Origin of the sequence: Neobacillus niacini (assembly GCF_023715415.1) — a bacterium.
Classification (GTDB): Bacteria; Bacillota; Bacilli; order Bacillales; family Cytobacillaceae; genus Neobacillus; species Neobacillus niacini_C.
The window spans coordinates 141,524-158,754 of sequence record NZ_JAMBOB010000009.1; the positions used below are offsets into that span (position 1 = coordinate 141,524).

Below are 17,231 nucleotides of genomic sequence, written 5' to 3' on the forward strand. Positions count from 1 at the left end.
GAGAGAAACAATATGCTGCTAACGTTAAATAAACAACTTGAAAAAATAATGCCTTTAATCACTCCCACGAGTGTTGTATTGGGTGTATTACTAGCTGCCTATATAAAGGACTTTTCGTATTTAATTCCTTGGATATTTGCCTTTATGACATTTGCTGGGAGCCTGAACTCTAATTTCAAATCATTATCGGATGTGGTACGTCATCCACTTCCAATCTTTGCTGCAATGATTATATTACACATACTCATGCCAATTTGGGCTTGGAGTGTTGGGCATATTACTTTCCACGATGATATCTTTACCATTACCGGTATAGTGTTAGGAATGGCCATTCCAACGGGTGTAATGAGCTTTATTTGGGTATCGATTTATAAAGGAAATATCCCGTTGACCTTATCCATTATCTTAATCGATACGATCCTTTCCCCGTTAATTGTACCCTATTGTCTAACATTTTTAATAGGTGAAAAAATTGAAATGGACATGTTCGGAATCATGCAAGGTTTAGTTGGAATGATTGTGCTGCCTTCGGTACTTGGAATGCTGTTTAATCAATTTTTAAAGGGCAGTGTAACCAAAAAGTTGAGCTCGACTTTGGCACCTTTTTCAAAAATTAGTCTCGGAATAGTTGTCATGCTTAACGGTGCAGTCATTGCACCTCATTTGAAAAACATTAATTTAAAACTAATTAGTATCATTCTTGTGGTCCTTTTTATTGCTGCCACTGGTTATGTATTTTCGTTCTTAATTGGTAAACTAATCAGAAGTGACCGAGATACGGTCGTATCTCTGACCTTCTCTGGCGGAATGAGGAATATTAGTGCAGGAGCTGTAATTGCGGTCACTTATTTTCCAGCAGCAGTGGCGGTTCCAGTGGTTGTCGCTATGCTGTTCCAGCAGGTACTTGCTTCTTTTGCAGGATATTCTATGTCCCGTTATTTTAACAAGAAAACGTTATATATAAATCTTGAAGGTGTTAACAAAAATGAAGGAATATGACACGAAGGGGCACTTCAAATAGAAGTGTCTTTTTTTGATTGTTAAACTTTTATTTAGGGTAAAGTAAATGAAGAAAATGGATTGACATGAAACCAAAAGGTTTTATATAATACAGAAAGTGAAACCAAAAGGTTTTATATAAAAGATGAAGGTAGGAGAAATTCTTGCAAAATACATTAGAAGATATTAGACAAACAGTCGTCATTAATGCACCTATTCAAAAGGTATGGGATCAGGTTTCCACAGCAGAGGGGATCGCAGCCTGGTTCATGCCAAATGACTTTAAGCCAGAAGTAGGCTATGAATTTCATATTCAATCTCCATTTGGTCCATCACCATGTAAAGTAACCGAATTTGACCCGCCAAATTCTCTTTCATTCACTTGGGATACAGATGGCTGGTTTTTATCATTTAGCTTAAAGGATTTGGGAGATAAAACGGAATTCACTTTAATCCATGGCGGATGGAAAGCAGCGGATGAAATGGTTGGAAAAGCAGGCGAAAAGGCTTCTGTTATTCGTGAGCGCATGTCGCACGGCTGGACAGGCATCTTAGAAAAGCTTCGTACGCTATTGGAGAGCTAAGTGTCATCTTCAGTTCAAAAGCATGATGTATTTCAAGCAATCGCTGATCCAACCCGGAGAGAGGTACTAAGACTGCTTGCGGAAAAGGATTTACCTATTTCTGAAATAACCTCTCATTTTCCGATAAGCAGAACGGCCGTTGCCAAGCATCTTCAGGTTCTATCAGAAGCTGAATTAGTGAGTGGAAGAAAAGTAGGAAGAGAAAAAATATACCGGCTTCATCCAGAGCCGTTAACAGAACTAAAAGACTGGCTGTCCTACTACGAAAAGTTTTGGGAAAACAAACTTTCAATCCTTAAGCATATCGTTGAAAACCCAAGCATGAAAGTTAATATATCAGATGAAACCGACAAAGATTGATGTCGGTTTTTTTAGTAGAATCTGGAGTGACCGAGGAGCATCCGGAAAAAGCGTTTGGGTAACTCCATGGGGTATGGAGTTACCGAAGAGCATGCAGAAAAAGCATATGGGTAACTCCAACGACTAAAATAAGTGGCACATACAAAAGTGTGCCGCTATTTCATTGACATAGTCTACCGAAATATGATATTTAATTAATGTCGGCATTAGCACTCTTAAGGTAAGAGTGCTAATCGAAGAAAAATCTATCTAACATATTGAGTAAGGAGAGGTTTCTATGGCAAAAAAGCAGTTTAAAGCTGAGTCTAAAAGGCTGTTAGAAATGATGATTAACTCTATTTATACACACCGCGAGGTATTTTTACGAGAGTTAATCTCAAATGCAAGTGATGCGATTGATAAAATCTACTACCGAGCATTAACGGATGACAATTTAAGCTTCGACAAGGACAGCTACTTTATTAAAGTAATCCCTGACAAGGAAAATAGAACCTTGAAAATCATTGATACTGGGATTGGTATGACGAAGGAAGAGCTTGAGACTAACCTTGGAACGATTGCCAAGAGTGGATCTCTAGCTTTTAAAAAGGAAACAGAAATAAAAGACGGCTATGACATTATTGGCCAATTCGGTGTCGGCTTCTATGCGGCTTTCATGGTGGCAGATGTTGTTACTGTAATAAGTAAACCATTAGGCAGCGAGGAAGCTTATAAGTGGGAATCAGATGGGGCAGAAGGTTACAGTATTGAAACTGCCGAAAAAGATTCTGTTGGTACGGAGATTATTCTTAAAATCAAAGAAAACACGGAAGATGAAAATTATGATGAGTTCATCGAAGAGTACCGTTTAAAGTCGATTATCAAAAAGTACTCTGACTTTATCCGCTACCCAATTAAAATGGATGTTTCTAGTCGTAGACCAAAAGAGGGCAGCGATAATGAGTTTGAGGACTATGTTGAAGAACAAGTCATCAACAGCATGGTTCCAATTTGGAAAAAAAATAAAAGCGAACTCACCGACGAAGACTATGCGAATTTCTATGCTGAAAAACGCTACGGGTTTGATAAGCCGATTAAACATATCCATATCAGTGTTGACGGGACCATCCGTTACAATGCCATTTTATATATCCCAGAAAAAACGCCATATGACTTCTACTCAAAAGAATTCGAAAAAGGCTTGGAGCTTTATTCAAACGGCGTCTTAATTATGGACAAGTGTGCAGACCTGCTTCCAGACCATTTTAGTTTTGTAAAAGGGATGGTTGACTCTGAGGACTTATCGCTAAATATTTCTCGTGAGATGCTGCAGCATGATCGCCAATTAAAGCTGATTTCTAAAAACATTAACAAGAAAATTAAAAGTGAATTACAAAGCCTCATTAATAATGATCGTGAAAAATACGAAGAATTTTATAAATCGTTTGGCCGTCAATTAAAATATGGCGTTTATAGTGAATTCGGAGCGAATAAAGAGGTACTACAGGACCTCATCATGTTCTACTCTTCTAAAGAGAAGAAGCTCGTTACTTTAGATGAATACGTATCAAGAATGCCCGAAGAGCAAAAGTATATTTACTATGCTTCGGGTGATTCGATTGAGAGAATCGACAAACTGCCACAAGCAGAGTTTGTTTCTGAAAAAGGCTATGAAATTCTTTACTTCACTGAGGATATTGATGAATTTGCAATCAAGATGCTGATGACCTACAAGGAGAAAGAATTTAAATCCATCTCCAGTGGCGACTTAGGAATTGAAGGCGAAGACAACAAGGACGATTCTGAAACAGAAGTGAACGAAAGCAAAGAAATCTTTGACTATATGAAAAACATCCTAGCTGATAAGGTTAAAGATGTTAGAATTTCAAAACGCTTAAAGTCTCACCCTGTCTGCCTTGCAACCGAAGGTGATATCTCCATCGAAATGGAAAAAATTCTAGCAGCCATGCCGGATAATCAAAATATCAAAGCAGATAAGGTTTTAGAGATTAATAAAAATCATGAAGTCTTCGAATCCTTAAAAGAAGCATTTAAAAATGATAAAGAAAAATTAGAATTGTATACGAAGTTGCTATATAATCAAGCACTGCTAATTGAAGGTTTACCAATCCAAGACCCAGTTGAATTTACGAATGACATCTGTAAGATAATGGTGTAAAACACCGAAAAAGCCATCCACTGCGGATGGCTTTTTCAGCTGTTTATAAAATAAGTAATCTTCGTAATAATACAGTCTTTTTCACTTTTGTGTGAAAAAGACTGTATTAATTTCTATCTACTCTTTCATTATACTAAACTCATAAACGATAAAGTTTTGTAAATAGAAGTGTAGAAGGAGGACGAATTACGAATGAATAGTTCTTGGCTTGATTTAGAAGGGAAAGTTGCAATTGTTACTGGTGGTGCTTCTGGTATCGGTTTAAATATAACAAATGGTCTTATAAATAATGGTGCAAAAGTAGTTGTCGCTGATTTGAATGGGGAAGAGGGACAACAGTCTAATGGTTCTTATTTCATCAAATGTGATGTAACAAGTAAGGAAAGCGTTGACTTTACGGTTAGAAAAACGGTTGAGTTATTTGGTTCATTGGATATCCTAGTTAATAACGCAGGAGTTAACCTGCCTAGACTACTAGTCGATGACAAGGGTGAAAAGCCTGAGTACGAATTAAATGAAAAAGATTTTGATTTTATGGTTGCGGTTAATCAGAAAGGACCATATCTTTTTGCACAAGCTTCGGCAAAAGAAATGTTAAAGAAAAGTAATGGTGTTATAATCAATGTTTCCTCAGAGGCTGGACAAGAGGGATCTGCGGGACAAAGCTGTTACTCTGCAACAAAGGGTGCTGTAATTGCATTTACTCGTGCATGGGCAAAGGAATTAGGAAAACACAACATACGCGTAGTTGCAATCGCTCCTGGCATTCTTGAAACTACTGGTTTAAGAACAGATGCGTATAATGAGGCATTGGCATATACTCGCGGTGTCACCGTAGATGGTTTGTCAACTGATTATAGTAAATCTATTCCTTTAGGGCGTGAAGGTAAACTATCGGAAATAGCCGATTTAGTCTCTTACCTTGCTTCGGATCGTGCCGGTTATATTACTGGTACAACTGTCAATATCTCAGGCGGAAAGTCTCGCGGGTAATGAAATAAAGGACAAATCAAAGCCTTTATGAATGCCAGACCAAACGGGAGAAACAAAAAGGGCATTCATTTTATAAAGGGGTGATGGAATGTCTGACATAACTGTAGATGAAAGAACAACAAAGATAATTGCAATTGCTCGAGCAAAAAACTACTTTTCCCTAGAAGAACTAGCGGAAGATATGGAAGTTAGCACAAGATCAATTCGCAATTATCTTAAACAAATAAACGATGATTTAATAGGGATAGCTTCCATTACAAATGAAAGAGGCAAAGGCTACCGTTTAAATATTGTTGACAAGCAAGCATTCGAATCTTTACTGGAAAATAATAGCCAAGTGGAAGATTTACTAAACTCCCAAAAGGGGAGAATCGCATTTATTATTGACAAACTAATTAATTCAGAGGAGACATATACGCTGGATGATTTGTCTTCTGAAATGCATATTGGCAGAACAACACTTGTCAATGAGATAAAAAAAGCAGCTGTTTCCTTAGAAACCTATAAATTAATTATTGAAGGAAAACCGAACCGAGGAATGGAGCTAAAAGGCAAGGAATTAGACCTTCGCTTCTATATTCTAGATAACATTTATGATGTCTTGTATGGTGATTACCCACTTGATGCTGATATTACAGAGGCTATCGAGAGAATATCAAATAAGTACAACTTAGAATCGACGACTCAAACTAGATTAATGGAATTTATCACTATTATGTTGGATCGACTTTTAAAAAATCATCCGCTTACAGAAATAGAAGAAAAACATAAAAAGCTACTGAATACAAAGGAATATCAAATAGCTTTAGAGATGGTCCAAGCAATTGAACGTCAGCTTCCGGTTGAAATACCTCAGTCTGAAATCTTATTTATAACCATTCCGATTGCAGGTAGAAGAACACCTACAAACAATCGAACATTAGCAGATATTACAATAACTAACGATGTAAAAAGATTATTAGAACAAATTGTTGAACAAGTAGGTTTTAAAAAGGAAATTATTCAGGAAAATGAGTCATTTTTTAAAGACCTCCAATATCATCTAACTTTCATGTTAAACCGTTTGATTTTTGGGCTGCGTTTGAAAAATCCTTTACTAGCCGATGTGAGGAGTAAATATCCTGTTGCGTATAAAATGGCAGAGCTTGCCGGGCAAGTGATTGAAAAAAGGTATGAGCTTAAAGTGCCTGAGGATGAGCTAGGTTACCTAGCTTTCTACTTTGGTGTATTTATTGGTCAGAGTGATATAAAAGTAAAGCGGTTTCAAAGGGCGGCTGTCGTATGCGGAACTGGCAGGGGAACAGCGAAATTAGTGGCTATTCAGTTAGAACGTGTTCTCAATGAAAATACAGAGATTGATCTATTCTCAGAAAGAGACGTAACTAAACAGATGTTAGATCAATATGATCTTGTTTTTTCAACTGTCAAACTACCTTTTGAAACAAACACACCATTTATTATGATTAAAGAGATTTTTGATGAGAAGAATGTGACAAAAGAAATTGAAAAAGTCACCTATATGCAAAAACTAAAAATCAAAAATGCTAATGACTATCAATCCGTTGTTACCCATTTGGTTACCAAGGAAAATTTCTTTTTATTGGATAGCGAAAAAGGCTATCACGAAAATGTACAAGATATGGTTGAACACTTAGTCCAGATTGGTCGACTCGATCAGGGGTTTAAAGAAAGATTAAAAGATAGAGAAGAGAAAGGATCTATGGTGTTTGATCGCTTTATTGCCTTTCCACATACGTTTAACCACCAATCTCAATCAATCGAGCTTGCAATAGGCATGTTTCCCAAAAAGATAATTTCAGATGGGAAGGAAGTCAAGCTCGTGTTCTTGCTCGGCTTACCGGAACAGCAAAATGACCACAATGAGCATTTAATTGTCAAAATCTATGACGAAATTATTCGAATCGCTAATAACCAACGTTTAATAGATCATTTGGGGAACGTTTGCACTTATGAGGAATTCAAGCAGGTCATCGAACAATCAAGCATTTGATAGAAGTACTTGTGAAGGGGATGAGAGGAATGGTTGTCTACTTAATTATCTTAATTGGAGCCGCATGGCTTGTCCAAAGCATATTCGGTTTCATACAAATTAAGCATTTTAATAAAAGATATGCCGAAATGAGAACTTTAGGTCGGGTTGCGATTGGAAAGAAAACAGGAGCCTTTCGTGCCGGGACGGTTGTCATGTTTGCAATCGATAAAAGAAATAAAATAATAAAAGCAGCAAAAATGCAAGGGGTAACCGTTTTTTCTCGTGTAAGAGATTTAAAGGGTTTTGAAGGAAAATATTTGTTGAAAATTTCGGAGGAAGACTTTAAGAGTATTGATAAATTAACAAAACTAGCGATTGCTGACGCACTTAGAAGCTATGACATTATTTCTAAGGGTGGAGAGCTAAGAGTGAAAAAAGGTTGGATTGACTATTTAATTCCAAAAAAGAAAGAAATAAGAAGAGGGTGAAATTATGGATATTATTATTAATTTAGCTGAAGGATTTATGAATTTATTCCGTACAGGCGGAGAAACATTTATGGATCTTGTTACAGGAATTGTACCATTATTAATTATGTTGTTAGTAGCGATGAACGCTCTTATTCGCTTAGTTGGGGAAGAAAAAGTTGAAAAACTTGCAAAGAAGTCAGGAAAAAATCCATTTACTCGATATTTTGTACTCCCGATTATTGGAACATTCATTTTGGCAAACCCTATGACTCTGTCACTTGGAAGATTTTTACCTGAAAAATACAAACCAAGTTACTATGCGGCCGCTTCGTATTCTTGTCATACGCATAATGGATTATTTCCGCATGTTAATCCAGGTGAATTGTTTGTATTCTTAGGAATTGCAGCAGGTATAACAACATTAGGTCATGATGTAACAGAGTTGGCACTTCGTTACTTCTTAGTAGGGATTGTAACGAACTTCTTAAGAGGCTGGGTAACTGATTTAACGACAGCATATATCGCAAAACAACAAAATGTAAAATTAAAAGATACAGTTCAATTATAGGAGGTGTCTAAAAATGACAACGTTTAAATCAATTATCGTATCAAAAGGATCCGGAGGTTTCGGTGGTCCTTTAGTAATTTCACCGACAGCTGAGAAGAATAAAGTTGTATATATTACCGGTGGGCAAAGGCCGGATATTGCTGATAAAATTGCTGACCTTACTGGTTGTGATCTTGTTGATGGGTTTAAAACAAGTGTTCCGGAAAACGAAATGGTATGTGTCATCATTGACTGTGGGGGAACATTACGCTGTGGGTTATACCCTCAGAAGCGAATTCCTACAATTAATATTATGCCTACGGGACAAAGCGGCCCACTAGCAAAGCATATTACAGAGGATATATATGTATCTGGAGTAAAAACTGAACATATTAAGCTGGCAGACACTAACATTGTTGAGGCACCTAAAGCAGATACAGTTCAAGAAAATAATCAAACAATCAAGGAGCCTAAATATAGTACAAGTAAGAAAATTAGTGAACAACAAACTCCAAAGGGCATAATGGCTAAAGTTGGTATGGGTATGGGGTCAATAACCAGTGTTTTCTATCAAGCTGGACGTGATGCTATCGATACTGTTATCAAAACAATTCTACCGTTTATGGCGTTTGTTGCAATGTTAATTGGTGTTATTCTTGAGTCTGGTATCGGTGACCTTTTTGCTAAATTCTTATCACCATTTGCTGGTTCAATCTGGGGCTTAATTGTCATTGCTCTAGTATGTTCCTTCCCGCTATTATCCCCGTTCTTAGGACCTGGTGCGGTAATTGCCCAGGTGGTAGGAACTCTGATAGGAGTAGAGATAGGAAAAGGAAATATTCCGGCTCATTTAGCATTACCTGCCCTTTTTGCAATTAATGCACAGGCTGCAGCAGACTTCGTACCAGTAGGTCTAGGCTTGGCAGAAGCTGAGGTAGAAACTGTAGAAGTAGGGGTTCCATCCGTTCTTTATTCAAGGTTCTTAACTGGGGCACCGACGGTCTTTATTGCCTGGTTAGCTAGCTTTGGTTTATATGATTAATTATATAAAAGGGTAAATACAGACCAGGATTCTAAAATTATCCTGTAAATCAATATTAAGTTATACGTAAAGGAGACATATTACATGCATACAAAGTTTGATACACAAATAAATAATATTGGTCCTTCAGTAACTGATTTTCTTGGTGAAAAAATGCTGATTTTATTTGGGGAAAATGCTCCAGCAGAATTAGCAGAATATTGTTTGTTAATCAATGTGAAAAATGTAGAGGGTGACATTGAAGTCGGTGATAAACTTCTACTCGGTAATCATGAATATAAAATCACTGCTGTAGGTGACGCAGTTAAAAAGAATTTATCATCGTTAGGTCATATTACATTAAAATTTGATGGTTCCGAAAATCCTGAATTACCTGGAACATTATATTTAGAGGATACTGAGATACAAGAAGTTAAAACAGGAGATCAAATTCGAATTTTTTCATAAACCATGAATGAAGAATAGCTTAACTTTTGTAGACCACTTTGGAAGGGTGAAATTGCAGGAGTTAAGCTTTCTTTTTCTAAGAAAGGAAGGTTAGGGACATATGCAGTTAGTTATTGACTCAGCCAATATTGAAAGTATCAATAAGTTAATTGAATTTTTTCCAATTGATGGAGTTACAACCAATCCGAGTATAATTGTAAATGAGCAAAAACCATTCTTCCCTTTGTTAAAAGAAATTAGAAGTCTGATTGGTGAAGAAAGGGAACTTTTTGTACAAGTAATCGCTAAGAATGCGAAGGAAATGGTTGAGGAAGCAAGATTTATTTGTGAAGCATTGTCTGGAAATGTTTTGGTGAAAGTTCCAGTAACCATGGAAGGGCTTAAGGCAATAAAACTACTTAAAGTAGAAGGAATTCGTACATTAGCTACCACCATCTATACCCCGATGAATGCGTATTTGGCAGCAAAAGCTGGTGCAGAGTATGTTGCACCTTATGTTAACCGAATTGATAATTTAACAGGTGATGGAGTGAAAGTCGTATCTGAAATTATAGAAATTTTCAAACGTCATCACTTATCTTGTAAGGTATTGGCAGCAAGCTTTAAAAACGTTCAACAAATTCATAACATTTCTCTAGCGGGTGCCCATGGAATCACTGCTGCACCTGAATTAATTGAGGCACTGGTTGAACATCCTTCAATTAAAGAGAATGTTGAAAAGTTTAGAAAAGATTGGTTTGATGAGTACGGGAAAGAAAGCTTACTCTTAAATTCTTCAAAATAACGTGGATATTGAACTAATAGAAATATTAAAAGGTTGAGGTGAAATTAGTGATTAAGGCAATTATTTGTGACTTTGATGGGTTAATCATTGATACTGAATTCGCACTTTATGAGGCATTTTGTGAATTACTTAAAATAGAATCTAGTGAACTACCTATCGATGAATATGCTCATTATATTGGCACCGATTCAACTGCACTTTATAACTTCATTGTGAATAAAACAAACGGAATAATGACAAAAGAAGAAATCATTGAAAAATCACATACTTTACATAAGGAAAAACTGGAGTTTCCAATTCCCCGTGATGGAGTAGATGAATATTTAAAGGAAGCCAAAAGTAGAGGGTTGAAAATTGGATTAGCTTCTAGTTCCAATAGGGAGTGGGTAACTTATTTTCTTGAAAAAGTAAACCTTCTAGATTATTTTGATGTCATCCAAACCCGAGATGATGTAGAAAAAGTGAAACCTGATCCAACACTATATAAAAATGTTATCAATCTATTAGGAATAGAACCATCTGAAGCAATTGCATTCGAAGACTCTGTAAATGGGTCAAAGGCGGCAATAGCGGCCGGACTGAAATGTGTTATTGTTCCGAACAAGGTTACGGAGAATCTAGAATTTAAATCCTTTCATCTGCGATTAAATAGTATGAAAGAAAAGGAGCTCTATAAGGTTATAGAGAAAATTGAGACATTAAAAATTTAAAACGATATACAACTACAAGTTTCGGTTACTGATAGATTAATAAAGGCCATCCAGTGTTTTGGATGGCTTTTTCAGCTTGTTTATAAAACTCTTTTAAACTCCCTTATAGGCTTTACGATAGATTTCAGCTAATTCTGTTACTAAAGGAAGCTTAGGGTTAGCAGTGGTACATTGGTCTTCGAATGCTTTATCTGCCAGATAGTCAACCTTACTTTTGAACATATCAGCATCAATATTATTTGCTTCTATACTCATTGGAATGTCAAGCTCTTTTGCAAGACGGATGATTGCTTGAACAAGGCTTTCCACTCCTTCTTCCGTTGTGCTCGCAGGCAGTCCAAGTGTTCTTGCAATTTCCGCATAACGCTTATCTGCAACAAAGTGAGCGTATTTCGGGAAAGCTGTAAATTTATTCGGTTTGGCAGCATTATAGCGAATAACATGTGGCAGTAATATTGTATTTGCACGTCCGTGAGCGATATGGAATTCTGAGCCAAGTTTATGGGCAAGGCTATGATTGATACCAAGGAAGGCATTCGCAAAGGCCATTCCAGCAATTGTTGAAGCGTTATGCACCTTCTCACGTGCCAATTCGTCACTGCCATTTCGATATGCTCTTGGCAGGTATTCAAATACAAGCTGGATCGCTTTCATTGCAAGTCCATCTGTATAGTCGTTTGCCATACAAGATACATATGCCTCAATGGCATGGGTCAATACATCCATTCCAGTATCAGCTGTAATATGCTTAGGAACCGTCATAACGAACTGTGGATCAATAATCGCTACATCTGGTGTTAATTCATAATCGGCGAGCGGATATTTAATATTGGCTTCTTTATCAGTTATAACTGAGAATGAGGTTACTTCTGAACCTGTACCTGATGTAGTCGGAATCGCTACAAATTGTGCCTTTTCACCTAACTTAGGATATTTAACAATTCGTTTACGAATATCGAGAAATTTCTGCTTTAAACCAAAGAACTCAGTTTCTGGGTTTTCATAGAATAGCCACATCCCTTTAGCCGCATCCATCGCTGAGCCGCCGCCAAGGGCAATGATGACATCCGGCTGGAATTTAGCCATCATTTCGGTGCCCTTCATTACCGTTTCGATGGATGGGTCAGGTTCTACCTCAGAAAAAATCTCACAATGAACATAATCTGGACGTTTTCTTAAATAATAAAGGACCTTATCAACATAGCCAAGCTTCACCATTCCAGGGTCCGTTACAATGAATGCTTTAGAAATTTTCGGCATTTTCGCTAAATACTGAGTTGAATTTTTCTCAAAATAGATTTTGGACGGTACTTTAAACCATTGCATATTAACATTCCTTTGGGCTACTTTTTTAATATTGATTAAATGAATCGCACCAACGTTAGTAGAAACAGAGTTTCCTCCATATGAACCACAGCCAAGTGTAAGAGATGGCATATAAGCATTGTAGATATCACCGATGGCACCTTGTGAAGAAGGGGCATTGACAATGATTCTTCCAGCTTTCATCCGGTATCCATACTGCTTAATGACATTTTGGTCTTGGGAATGGATAACGGCAGAATGTCCTAAACCGCCAAATTCTAACATTTCTTCTGCTCTATTTAGCCCTTCTTCCAGACTGCTAACCTTATAACATGCAAGGACAGGACTTAACTTTTCTCTTGATAGCGGGTAATCTGGTCCAACACCATTTAATTCAGCTACAAGAATCTTTGTGTTTTCAGGAACGATTACTCCCGCCGAAGCGGCAATTTTGCTAGCAGCCATTCCAACAATATTCGGGTTAACCGCACATGATTTTTCATTAATCACTAATTTTTCAACTTTTGCTTTTTCTTCTTCATTTAAAAAATAACAGTTATTTGCAATCATTTCATTTTTGACTTGGGAATAAATTTCTTTATCAATAATAACGGCTTGTTCAGATGCACAAATCATTCCATTGTCAAACGTCTTTGATAAAATCAAGTCATTCACTGCTTGATGAATATTGGCTGATTTCTCCATATAGCATGGAACGTTACCCGGTCCGACACCGAGGGCTGGTTTACCAGAGCTATAAGCGGATTTAACCATTCCTGCGCCGCCAGTTGCAAGGATCATGGATATCTTTGCGTGATTCATCAATGCTTGTGTAGCCTCAATGGATGGCGTCTCAATCCATTGGATGCAATTCTCAGGAGCACCTGCCTTTATCGCTGCATCCCTAAGGATTCTTGCTGCCTCACTGCTGCATTTTTGTGCAGAAGGGTGGAAGGCGAAAACGATTGGATTTCTCGTTTTTATCGAAATAAGAGACTTAAACATCGTTGTTGATGTGGGATTGGTTACTGGTGTAACTCCTGCAATCACCCCAACCGGTTCGGCAATTTCGATAATTCCTTCGTGTTCATTTTCGTTAATGATTCCGACGGTTTTATCATATTTGATATTATGATAGACATATTCAGTCGCAAACATATTTTTAATGATTTTATCTTCATAAACTCCTCGTTTGGTTTCCTCAACAGCAAGTTTTGCAAGCTGCATATGCTGATCAAGGCCAGCCAAGGCCATTTGCTTCACAATCGTATCAATCATTTCTTGGTCAAAGCTGCGGAATTCTTCTAACGCTTTTAGACCATTTTCCACCAAGGTATCCACCATTGTAGTTACACTATCCACATCTTTGCCCATTTTTTCTGCCACTGCCATTTTAATTCCTCCAATTACTCAAGACTTTGTGAAGTATTTCACAAGAATTTATAAAAAAATAATTACAAACAGAATTTAGATGAACTTACATGGTTACTCGCATACAGGGTTACGTGGTATCTTTTCAAAGGAGATGTCAGTAAGGACCTTTGAATATTGTTTTACAAGGATGACAAAGTTTACTGTCCATATATAACTAGGAATGTTTTCGTTATCTTTAAACATCATCGCCTCAAATTCATCACCAACAGTTTCTTCAAAGGTTTCTTGTGTATAGGTTTCAGAGTCTGTTGAAAAGGATCGCCATTCGCAAAGCATCATGTCATATCACTCCTTGTGGTCTTTATAGTTTTATATTACCATCGATTTTTAATAAAAGTTTGTGAAATATTGAACAAACTTTGAACTATTAACAAATATACAAAAAATGGTCCTTTTTACCTAAATGGAGGACGAGAGGCAAAAAAACAGCCCATTTGATGGACTGTTAGTTATCTTGTTTTTCTTTATCAAACCAAAGCAGTTCTTGATCTTCTTCATCGCCATTATAGTTGATAAGAATCTCTTCGCCTGCTTTAATGTCTTTGTACGCAAAAAAGTCAAAGGTATGGTTTGGAAAATTTATCTCATAAGTAGCATTTGGTTGATAGGAATGATTAAATAGCATTCCGTAACCTAAGAGAAGGCATGTATGATTGATTCCATATTCAAACGCATAATCAGCAAGCAGTGTCTTTTCAATATGTTCATGCTCCGCATTTGGATAGGCGATAACGGGTGCTTCATGAATCAGTTCGCCTTTTTTTATATCACGTGTTGCAAATACACCCCTATTGAACTCACCATCGCTGAGTGTTGATGTTTTAATTTCTATCATGATTGTCACCTACATACTTTCTATGAAGTCAGTTATCCTACTAGTTTGACAGGTAATGGCCTTGAAATCAACCGTTTTTCGGTTAACTCGCATGATAGTATGTCTAATAAGCTCGAAAATTAATCAGAACTGATGTTAATATGTTCGAAATTTGATACCTTAAACAAGCCTTTGTCCGTAAGCTTTAGTTCCGGAATGACGGGAAGAGCTAAAAAGGAAAGGGTTAAAAAAGGATTGAAATGATGATTTGCGCAAAGCTTATCAAGAGCAATATGAAGGTTATTTAGACTCGTATAAACTTCCCGGTAAGGAGAGTCGGAGATTAACCCTGCAATGGGCAATTCTAATGATGCCAGGATTTGACCATCATTAATGACAATCATCCCACCCTGCATTTCTTTAATGGTATTTGCGGCTAGTACCATATCATCGTCGTTGGTTCCAGCAATAATGAGATTATGTGAATCATGGGCAATCGTGGTGGCAATAGCACCATTTTTTAACCCTAGGCCTTTGACAATTCCTAAACCAATTTGCTTTGTCATATGGTGGCGCTCAATTACGGCTAGCTTTAATTGATCAGCTGCAATAGAGGGCTGGAAGAATCCTTGATTGCAAATATCGACTTCTTCCATGATATGCCGTGTGATAAGGCTGTTAGGAATGATTTCAATGATGTTTGCTTTTTTAGAGGATAAAGAGATAGTTAAATTACTTTTCAAGATTTCATCAAAGTGAACAGATTGATTCATAAAATTCTCATGGTTGTTACTGCAATCAAGTATCAATTTTCCATCTTGGACGACTGCCATTCCATCCTTGTATACATGTGATATTTTGATTGTTTCCAGGTCATCCACAAAGGAAAAATCTGCTTTGTAACCTGCTGCAATCGCCCCTTTTTCTTGAAGCCCGAAACATTCTGCTGCATTGATGGTAGCCATTTGAATAGCAGTTATAGGGGAAAGTCCTTCTGCAATCGCCAGCCTTACGTTATGATCAATGCTGCCCTCGAGTACAAGGTCGTCAAGATGTTTATCATCCGTTACAAATAAACACCTGCGGGAATTGTACCGATTTACAACCGGAATCAAATTGCGTAAATCCCTAGCAACCGTACCCTCACGAATCATTAAATACATTCCGCTCCTAAGGCGCTCTTTCGCTTCTTGCGCTGTGGTACATTCATGGTCTGTCACAATCCCTGCAGCCATATACACATTTATATCTCTCTCAGACAACCCTGCTGCATGACCATCGACTTTTTTGCCATGTCGTTTTGCATCAGATATTTTATTCAGCATATCCTCCTCAGCATGAAGAACGGCAGGGAAATTCATGACCTCTGCTAATCCCAGGATTCGTGGATGTTGGTAAAAGGGTTTTAAATTCTCTGCTTTTAAAATTGCACCTGAGTTTTCGAAGCTTGTCGCAGGAACACAAGAAGGCAGCATAAAATAAAAATCGAAGGGAAGGTTCTCAGAAGAATCTAGCATATATTGAATACCCGCTGTGCCGGATACATTTGCAATCTCGTGGGGATCGGCAATAACGGTCGTTACTCCATGCGGCAGCAGGACTTTTGCGAATTCACTTGGTGTCACCAAGGAAGATTCGATATGAACATGACCATCAATAAAGGCAGGAAGGACATACCTTCCCTTAGCATCAACAATATTTTTCCCAGTATAGTGTCCAATCCCTGCGAAATACCCATCTACAATCGCAATATCTTCTTCTATTATTTCTCCATTAAAAACATCCACAATTCTCCCATTTTTAATGACGGTATCCGCAGGTTCTTTTCCTGAAGCCACAGAGATTCTTCGCCGTATTTGACTTCTGTCCATTGCCTAACACCCTCTACTCTTAAATTAGTATTCTACTTTGTTATTAGTACCTTCCCATGTACGAAAAGGTAGATCTCCTTTGTCAGTGAAAATTTGTTTCATGGGAATTTTTCGATGTTCTACCGGAAGTTCCAGCTGCTCGTAAATGAATTGATCATCAAACCCAATCTTTGCTGCATCCTGTTTCGTACAGGCATAATATACAGCCTTTGGTCTTGCCCAATAAATGGCACCGATGCACATTGGACAAGGTTCGCAGCTTGTATAAATTTCACAATCTGTCAGCTGAAAATCGTTTAAATACTTGCATGCATTACGAATCGCCTGGACTTCTGCATGTGCTGTTGGATCGTTTGAAGCCGTTACCTCATTTCGTCCAATACCAATTATTTTTCCGTCTTTTACCACAATGGCCCCGAACGGACCGCCGTGATTGGATAGAACATTCTGGAGCGCTTCATCGATCGCTTTTTGCATGAAATGAATATCTGACATGTAACCTCTCCATTCTTTCGTATAATTTTATTTATAAAATACGCTTGATAGGCCCCAAACATGTTGGGGTTTTGTGAAAGTTAGGTCGTTTATTTACATTATTCAGTATCATACATAGATTTTCTTACTTGTTGTTAGCTTTGCTGCCATCCTTTTTCAGGTAAAAAAAATGATGGTAGATTATTTGACACTTATGTAGCATTCAAACAATTTATGATGCATTTA

At 37.4% G+C, this 17,231-nt stretch carries 17 protein-coding genes; 12 read left to right on the forward strand and 5 right to left on the reverse strand.

The window, feature by feature from the left end; genetic code table 11:
* Positions 1–12 precede the first annotated feature (12 nt).
* From M3189_RS20815 to M3189_RS20870, 12 genes are all read left to right on the forward strand, one after another.
* A complete protein-coding gene (locus tag M3189_RS20815) occupies positions 13–999 on the forward strand; it encodes a bile acid:sodium symporter family protein (RefSeq protein WP_251637415.1) in 987 nt (328 codons plus the stop codon).
* Positions 1,000–1,163: 164 nt separating this feature from the next.
* The gene (locus M3189_RS20820) at positions 1,164–1,583 is read left to right on the forward strand and encodes an SRPBCC family protein (RefSeq protein ID WP_251637417.1); all 420 of its coding nucleotides are present in this window, start codon (positions 1,164–1,166) and stop codon (positions 1,581–1,583) included.
* The gene (locus M3189_RS20825; protein WP_251637420.1) at positions 1,584–1,943 is read left to right on the forward strand and encodes an ArsR/SmtB family transcription factor; all 360 of its coding nucleotides are present in this window, start codon (positions 1,584–1,586) and stop codon (positions 1,941–1,943) included. It begins immediately after the preceding gene.
* A 277-nt stretch (positions 1,944–2,220) separates the two neighbouring features.
* The gene (gene htpG / locus M3189_RS20830) at positions 2,221–4,101 is read left to right on the forward strand and encodes a molecular chaperone HtpG (RefSeq protein ID WP_251637422.1); all 1,881 of its coding nucleotides are present in this window, start codon (positions 2,221–2,223) and stop codon (positions 4,099–4,101) included.
* 192 nt (positions 4,102–4,293) lie between these two features.
* A complete protein-coding gene (locus tag M3189_RS20835; RefSeq protein WP_251637424.1) occupies positions 4,294–5,094 on the forward strand; it encodes an SDR family oxidoreductase in 801 nt (266 codons plus the stop codon).
* Positions 5,095–5,182: 88 nt separating this feature from the next.
* On the forward strand, positions 5,183–7,105 hold the full coding sequence (locus M3189_RS20840) for a BglG family transcription antiterminator (protein ID WP_251637426.1): 1,923 nt from the start codon (positions 5,183–5,185) through the stop codon (positions 7,103–7,105).
* A 29-nt stretch (positions 7,106–7,134) separates the two neighbouring features.
* On the forward strand, positions 7,135–7,575 hold the full coding sequence (locus M3189_RS20845; RefSeq protein WP_251637429.1) for a transcriptional regulator GutM: 441 nt from the start codon (positions 7,135–7,137) through the stop codon (positions 7,573–7,575).
* Positions 7,576–7,579: 4 nt separating this feature from the next.
* Entirely contained in the window at positions 7,580–8,125 is a 546-nt protein-coding gene (srlA, locus tag M3189_RS20850; RefSeq protein WP_285889761.1) for a PTS glucitol/sorbitol transporter subunit IIC, read from the forward strand.
* Positions 8,126–8,138: 13 nt separating this feature from the next.
* Entirely contained in the window at positions 8,139–9,146 is a 1,008-nt protein-coding gene (srlE, locus tag M3189_RS20855) for a PTS glucitol/sorbitol transporter subunit IIB (RefSeq protein WP_251637431.1), read from the forward strand.
* Between the two features lie 84 nt (positions 9,147–9,230).
* Entirely contained in the window at positions 9,231–9,593 is a 363-nt protein-coding gene (locus M3189_RS20860; RefSeq protein WP_251637433.1) for a PTS glucitol/sorbitol transporter subunit IIA, read from the forward strand.
* 100 nt (positions 9,594–9,693) lie between these two features.
* Positions 9,694–10,377 carry a fructose-6-phosphate aldolase gene (locus M3189_RS20865; protein WP_251637435.1) on the forward strand — a complete coding sequence of 228 codons (684 nt, stop codon included), beginning with the start codon at positions 9,694–9,696 and terminating at the stop codon, positions 10,375–10,377.
* 50 nt (positions 10,378–10,427) lie between these two features.
* A complete protein-coding gene (locus M3189_RS20870; RefSeq protein WP_251637646.1) occupies positions 10,428–11,087 on the forward strand; it encodes an HAD family hydrolase in 660 nt (219 codons plus the stop codon).
* Between the two features lie 93 nt (positions 11,088–11,180).
* Here the strand turns inward: M3189_RS20870 and adhE are convergent, their stop codons facing one another.
* The 5 genes from adhE to M3189_RS20895 form a co-directional block, all read right to left on the reverse strand.
* The gene (adhE, locus tag M3189_RS20875; RefSeq protein WP_251637437.1) at positions 11,181–13,784 is read right to left on the reverse strand and encodes a bifunctional acetaldehyde-CoA/alcohol dehydrogenase; all 2,604 of its coding nucleotides are present in this window, start codon (positions 13,782–13,784) and stop codon (positions 11,181–11,183) included.
* Between the two features lie 93 nt (positions 13,785–13,877).
* The gene (locus tag M3189_RS20880) at positions 13,878–14,105 is read right to left on the reverse strand and encodes a hypothetical protein (protein WP_251637439.1); all 228 of its coding nucleotides are present in this window, start codon (positions 14,103–14,105) and stop codon (positions 13,878–13,880) included.
* A gap of 166 nt (positions 14,106–14,271) precedes the next feature.
* Positions 14,272–14,661 (reverse strand): SET domain-containing protein, encoded by a 390-nt coding sequence (locus M3189_RS20885; protein WP_251637441.1) that lies wholly within the window; start codon positions 14,659–14,661, stop codon positions 14,272–14,274.
* 119 nt (positions 14,662–14,780) lie between these two features.
* Entirely contained in the window at positions 14,781–16,511 is a 1,731-nt protein-coding gene (gene ade / locus M3189_RS20890) for an adenine deaminase (protein ID WP_251637443.1), read from the reverse strand.
* Positions 16,512–16,535: 24 nt separating this feature from the next.
* The gene (locus M3189_RS20895; RefSeq protein ID WP_251637445.1) at positions 16,536–17,006 is read right to left on the reverse strand and encodes a nucleoside deaminase; all 471 of its coding nucleotides are present in this window, start codon (positions 17,004–17,006) and stop codon (positions 16,536–16,538) included.
* Between the last annotated feature and the right edge of the window lie 225 nt (positions 17,007–17,231).